The organism is Dietzia sp. CQ4, assembly GCF_014145125.1.
Taxonomy (GTDB): domain Bacteria; phylum Actinomycetota; class Actinomycetes; order Mycobacteriales; family Mycobacteriaceae; genus Dietzia; species Dietzia natronolimnaea.
The window spans coordinates 1-5,817 of sequence record NZ_JAALDZ010000442.1 but is presented as its reverse complement, the minus strand read 5'-3'; the positions used below and the strand labels follow the sequence as shown (position 1 = coordinate 5,817).

Annotated in this window: 8 protein-coding genes; 3 read left to right on the top strand and 5 right to left on the bottom strand. The window is 71.4% G+C overall.

The window, feature by feature from the left end:
* Nucleotides 1–121 precede the first annotated feature (121 nt).
* Together G6031_RS18575 and G6031_RS18570 are read left to right on the top strand one after the other, a co-directional pair.
* Nucleotides 122–403: a DUF2516 family protein gene (locus G6031_RS18575; RefSeq protein ID WP_179523422.1), complete on the top strand. Its 282-nt coding sequence runs from the start codon at nt 122–124 to the stop codon at nt 401–403.
* A complete protein-coding gene (locus G6031_RS18570) occupies nt 400–1,110 on the top strand; it encodes a MerR family transcriptional regulator (protein WP_182654091.1) in 711 nt (236 codons plus the stop codon). The genes G6031_RS18575 and G6031_RS18570 overlap by 4 nt, the downstream gene beginning before the upstream one ends.
* Before the next feature lie 61 nt (nt 1,111–1,171).
* On the opposite strand, the gene purU is transcribed toward G6031_RS18570, so the two are convergent.
* Nucleotides 1,172–2,038 carry a formyltetrahydrofolate deformylase gene (purU, locus tag G6031_RS18565; protein ID WP_179523420.1) on the bottom strand — a complete coding sequence of 289 codons (867 nt, stop codon included), beginning with the start codon at nt 2,036–2,038 and terminating at the stop codon, nt 1,172–1,174.
* A gap of 54 nt (nt 2,039–2,092) precedes the next feature.
* Here purU and deoC point away from each other — a divergent pair, with 54 nt between their 5' ends.
* Nucleotides 2,093–2,794, top strand: coding sequence for a deoxyribose-phosphate aldolase (gene deoC, locus G6031_RS18560; RefSeq protein WP_182654090.1), 702 nt, complete (start codon nt 2,093–2,095; stop codon nt 2,792–2,794).
* A gap of 28 nt (nt 2,795–2,822) precedes the next feature.
* Here the strand turns inward: deoC and G6031_RS18555 are convergent, their stop codons facing one another.
* The 4 genes from G6031_RS18555 to G6031_RS18540 all read right to left on the bottom strand — a co-directional run.
* Nucleotides 2,823–3,773: an NADP-dependent oxidoreductase gene (locus G6031_RS18555; RefSeq protein WP_182654089.1), complete on the bottom strand. Its 951-nt coding sequence runs from the start codon at nt 3,771–3,773 to the stop codon at nt 2,823–2,825.
* A 44-nt stretch (nt 3,774–3,817) separates the two neighbouring features.
* Entirely contained in the window at nt 3,818–4,321 is a 504-nt protein-coding gene (locus G6031_RS18550) for a metallophosphoesterase (protein ID WP_182654088.1), read from the bottom strand.
* A gap of 31 nt (nt 4,322–4,352) precedes the next feature.
* Nucleotides 4,353–5,189 carry a DUF2993 domain-containing protein gene (locus G6031_RS18545; protein ID WP_182654087.1) on the bottom strand — a complete coding sequence of 279 codons (837 nt, stop codon included), beginning with the start codon at nt 5,187–5,189 and terminating at the stop codon, nt 4,353–4,355.
* Between the two features lie 144 nt (nt 5,190–5,333).
* The coding region (locus G6031_RS18540; RefSeq protein ID WP_182654086.1) for a DUF2505 domain-containing protein at nt 5,334–5,817 on the bottom strand (484 nt) is incomplete at its 5' end.

The window sequence follows — 5,817 nt, the reverse complement described above, 5'->3', positions numbered from 1 at the left end:
CCCGGCCCGCTCTCCCCGAGCGGGCCGGGGGCGGCTCTCGTCACGGGGCCGTCGAACCCCCAACTCCACGCCGTGAACATCGATGGCCGGGGTGTCGGACGCGCCGACTACACTGGCGGTTGTGATAGATGCATTGCCCGGAACCTGGGGCCTCATCCAGCTCGCGATCCAGGCGGCCCTCGTGGCGTGGGCGCTCGTCGGCCTGGTGTTGGCGGTCCTTCCTCCCGCGTCGGCGTACTCGATGGAGGGGAAGTGGCCCAAACCGGCCTGGATCGGTATCTGCGCCGGTGCCGCCCTCTTCTTCGCGATCCGGCCGTTCGGGATCCTCGGAATCGTGGCGATGGTGGCGGTCGGGGTGTTCTTCGCCGACGTCAGGCCTGCCGTCGGCGGCAGACGCAGGTGAGCGCCAGGGGGTCCGCGCCGCTGCAGCGCATCGAGGAGCTGGCGGAGACCTCCGGCGCGACCGTTCGCAATATCCGGGTCTACCAGGAACGCGGGTTGCTCCAGCCGCCCATCCGCAAGGGCCGGACCGCGCTCTACGGGCCGGATCACCGCAGTCGGCTCGACCTGATCCTTCGCCTGCTCAACCGGGGATACACGTTCGCCACGATCGAGGAGCTGCTCATCGCCGAGCGGCACGGGTTCACCCTCGCCGAGTTGCTCGAGGTCGAGAGCGTACGGGGCGAGCGCAGGCCCTCGGGGTCCCGACGGCGTCTCACCCGGGCGGAGTCCCAGGCGGTCGCCTCGTTCGACATGCCCGAGGAGTTGATCGACGTGGGGGAGTCCCTCGGTCTGATCACCGAACCGGGAGCAGCCGACCACTTCTTCTCCGACGTCTACATGGCCGATCTCCTGCGTGACCTGATCGTCCTCGGCGTGGACGAGGAGGGAATCGAGAAGATCGGCCGCCTGTTCATGGAGGGACAGAGCCGGGCGGCAGAGGCGTTCACCGTTCTGGTGGAGACAGTCCGCGGGGCGGGGATGGACCAGGCCGTATTCGAGAAGCGGGTCCGCTCGATTCTTCCCCGGGCCGGCGCGGCCGCCCGGTTGATCTTCCTGTCCGCCGCCGAGACCCTGCTCACCGAGCGCCACGGTTTCTCCCGCGGCTGAGCCTGCTCCTGTGGCCGGGCCTCGTCTCAGGTGAAGACGACGGTCCGGGCGTCGCCTCGTCTCAGGTGAAGACGACGGTCCGGGCGTCGTGGACCAGGACGCGGTCCTCGAGGTGCCACCGCAGTCCGCGGGCCAGCACCAGCTTCTCGGCGTCGCGGCCCTGCCGGACCATGTCCTGCACTGTCGCCGCGTGGTCGACGCGGATGACGTCCTGCTCGATGATCGGTCCCTCATCGAGGTCGGCGGTGACGTAGTGGCAGGTCGCCCCGATGAGCTTGACCCCCCGGATGTGCGCCTGGTGATAGGGGCGCGCCCCCACGAAGCTCGGCAGGAAGCTGTGATGGATGTTGAGGGCGCGACCGGCCCAGCGGGAGCACAGATCGTCCGGCAGGACCTGCATGAAGCGGGCCAGGACGATGGCGTGCGGGTCGATGTCGTCGACGATCGAGGACACCTCGGCGAACGCCGGACCCCGCTCGGCCGGATCCGCGGGGAACGGCACGTGATGGAAGGGGATGCCGTGCGCCTCGGTCATCCCCCGCAGGGTGTCGTGGTTGCCGATCACGGCGCGGATGCGGGCGGGGAAGTCCCCGCTGTCCACCCGGCCCATGAGGTCGTGCAGGCAGTGCCCCTCCTTGGACACCAGGACGACGATGTCCTTCGGTTCGCTGGAGTCGGCGATGTTCCAGTCCGTCTCCGGGCCGAGCTCGGCGGCCACCCGTGAGAAGCGGCGGCGCAGCTCGTCGAGGTCCATCCCGATCGACTCGGCGTCCACGGACTGCCGGGTGAAGAACCAGCGGGAGTTCTCGTCCGCGTGGTAGGCCGCCTCCACGATGGTGCCGCCGAGCTCGGCGAGGAACGTGGCGATGCGGGCGACGATGCCGATGCGGTCGGGGCAACCCAGCGTGAGGACGTAGCGGCGTGACATGAACGGTCATTGTGCCAGCAGGGGGTGGTGGGGAGCCCCGCTAGGCTGGCCGGCATGGATGCCACGCCACAGATTCAGCTGACCCGCGCCCGCGTCGCGGCGATGATCGACCACACGCTGCTCTCCCCGGACGCCTCCCGCGAGGACGTCCAGGCCTGTGTGGACGAGGCCCGCGCTCTCGGGGTCAAGGCGGTGTGCGTGAGCCCGGCGATGCTCCCGGTGCGGGCGGAGGGCCTGACGGTGGCGACCGTGGCCGGCTTCCCGTCCGGGAAACACCACGCGTTGGTCAAGGCCATGGAGGGACGGCTGGCGGTGGATCAGGGCGCCGTCGAGGTGGACATGGTGATCGACGTGGGTGCGGCGATCGCCGGCCTGGTGGACGAGGTGATGGCCGACGTGCTGACGATGCGCGACGCCGTGCCCCCGCCCACCGTGATCAAGGTGATCCTCGAGACCGCCGCGATCCACCGGGCGCTGGGCGAGGAGGCGGGGGACCGGCGGCTCGAGGAGCTGTGCCACGCCGTCGCGCGCGCGGGGGCGGACATGGTCAAGACCTCCACCGGCTTCCACCCGGCCGGCGGCGCCAGCGTGCGTGCGGTCGCCGCCATGAACCGGGCGGTGGGCGGGCAGCTCGGGATCAAGGCCTCGGGCGGGATCCGCGACGCCGAGACCGCCCGCGCCATGATCTCCGCGGGTGCCACCCGACTGGGCCTGAGCGGCAGCCGCGCGGTGCTCGAGGGCTTCCCGGAGGGCTGACCCCGCCGGCACCGCGCGGGGCCGGACCTCAGTCGGTGATGAGCACCATCTTGCCGGTGGTCCGGCCCGTCTCCCCGCGCCGGTGCGCCTCCGCCGCCTGCTCGAGCGGGAAGACCTCGGCGATGCTGGCCCGCAGCTCACCCCGCTCCACCAGCTCGGTGACGGAGACCAGGTCGTGCCGGGAGGAGTCGACGAGCATCCGGATCGCCCGGACGCCGAGCTCCTCGGCCTCGCGGAAGAAGTCCTTCGACCCCACCGGCAGGATCGACACCACGATCCCGCCGGGCCGCAGGGTGCGCAGTGAACGCGTGGACGTGTCACCGCCGATGGTGTCCAGCACGGCGTCCACGTCGCTGACGGCCTCGGCGAAGTCCACCTCGCGGTAGTCGATCGCCTCGTCCACGCCCAGGTCTCGCAGGAACCCGTGCTTGCCGGCGCTGGCGGTGCCGATCACGTACGCGCCCCGGGCCTTGGCGATCTGGACCGCCACGTGCCCCACCCCGCCGGCGGCGGCGTGGATCAGCACCCGCTGACCGGGCTGGATGTCGGCGTACTCCACGAGCGCCTGCCATGCGGTCAGGGACACCAGCGGTAACGCGGCGGCCTGCACATGGTCGAGGGAGGCGGGCTTGGGGGCGAACCAGGCCGCGGGCGCGGTCACGTAGTCAGCGTGGGCGCCGTGCCCGAACGGGTAGGAGAGCATGCCGAAGACCTCGTCGCCGGGGGCGAACCGGGCCACTCCGATGCCGACCGCCTCGACGACCCCGGACAGGTCCCAGCCGAGCACGAACGGCGGCTCCCCGAGGAACCCGCCGTTCCCGCGGTGCTTCCAGTCGGTGGGGTTGACGCTGGTGGCCCTGACGCGCACAAGGATCTCGTTGGTCCGCGGCTCGGGGCGGGGCTGGTCGGAGACGACGAGGACGTCCGGATCGCCGAGGGAGTACTGGGTCACGGCACGCATGGTGGCTTCGGTGGTCATACACCCCAGGGTGGCAGAATCCGCCGGCCGCCGCCCGGCGCCACCTACCGGGTCGGCGGAAGGCGGTGCAGCTCGACCTCGCCCACCACGCCGTCGGCGAGGGTGGCGGTCATGTACGTGCAGTACGGCTGCCGACGGCGGTCGGTGGGGGAACCCGGGTTGAGCAGCCGCAAGCCGTTCGCCGCAGTGGTGTCCCACGGGATGTGCGAGTGACCGAACACCAGGACGTCGGTGTCCGGATAGGCCTCGCTCATGCGCCTGTCCCGGCCCGCCGACGGCCCGGTCTCGTGCACCACCGCCACCCGCACCCCCTCGAGGGTCACGCGCGCCACCTCGGGCACCCGGGCGCGCAACTCGGGTCCGTCGTTGTTGCCCCAGCACGCGACCAACCGGGTGGAGCGTTCCTCCACCGCGTCGAGAAGTGCCACGTCCATCCAGTCGCCCGCGTGGACCACCACGTCCGCACCGTCGACCTCGTCCCACACCCGGGGCGGGAGATCGTGGGCGCGCGTCGGGACGTGGGTGTCGGCGATGATCAGCAGGCGCATGGGTTCAGTGTGCCGTGCGACCGGCAGTCGACTACCGGGTCGACTCCAGCACGACGTCGCGTCCGCTGAGGTCGACGACCATGCCGCCCGGGACCACGCGGACCCCGGTCAGCTGGACGCCCTCGGGGAGTTCGGCGAGAGCGGAGTCCATCATCGAGACGGTGCCGCCGAGCAGCTCGGGCGGCAGTGCGAAACCGAGGATCGACGCCTGGGACGGATCCATCTCCAGGTTTCCGCCGATCAACCGGGGGGTCACGATCGCCTCGGCCAGGCCGCTGATGGAGACACGGAGCGTTCCCGAGGCCGGGTCCGAGACGATCTCCTGCACCTGGATCAGACCGCCGAGCATGCTGTCGCCCGCGGAGTCCTGCTGTGCGGCGGTGGACATGGCCTGGTCGGAGACGAAGGCGGTCCCGGTCAGCGAGTCCACGTAGGTGAGGTCGTCGGCCGAGCTGACCCCCTCGGCGGTGATGTCGATCGCGGGGGCGGGGCCGCCTCCGCCCTCCGCGGGGCTGCCGTCGGTGGTGATGCGGACGGTGCCCAGGTCACCGCCGAAGTACGACAGGATCACCGGGCGCGCGCCCAACTCGACCTGCGCCGGGCTGCCGAGGGAGGCCGTGACCTCCTCCTGGATCCGGTTCTCGACCGCGTTGCGGGTGCCGAACTCGAGCCCCACCACCCCGGCGACCAGGCCCACCAAGGCGATCGCGGCGATCAGGGCGATCATCGGGCCGCGACGCCTCCCGCCGGTGTCGCGGCGGTCAGACGAGTCACCTGCCGGTGCGGCGGCGAACTGTTGGGTCTCGGCGTGCTGGACGCCGGGTCGGTCGTGGGCGGGGAGTCGCTGGGTGTCGTGCCGCGGGTGCATTCCGCCAATTGTCGCCGATGCCGGCCCGGATCGCAGAACCCGAGGTCAACGCCGTGTCGGAACCGGGTCGGCACGGGGCCGACGCGGGGCCGACGCGGAACCGACGCGGGGCCGATGCGGTGCAGACTCGGGGCCGACGCGGTGTCAGCGGGCGGCGGTCCAGCGGTTGAGGTGTTGCGTCTCGGCGTCGAAGAACCGGGTGAGGTGGGACACGACCAGCTTCTCCAGCTTGCCGCCCAGCAGCGGGACGGAGACCTTGACCTGGCCCGTCGCGGACTCCACCACCACGCCGCCCTGCGAGACGGCCTCCGAGCCTCCGTCGATGACCCCCAGCCCGCCGGCGGCCTCCGCGCGGGCGGAGCTCGAGAACCGCTCGCCGTCGAAGTCGGCATAGGTGGTGGTCCGCACGATGATCAACCGGCCGGGCAGGACCTTGCGGGCCACGTCCGGGATGTCCTCGTCCGGGATGTGCTGGGTCAGCGTGACCGTGGTGGAGTCCCCGGTGGTCTCGAACGCGTCGAGGGTGTCGTGGGGGCTGCCGATGGCGGCCATGCGGTCGTGCCAGAAGGCCTCGTCGCCGTACGAGGTGAACACGGTCTCGAGGTGGGCGTCGATGTGGGCCGAGTGG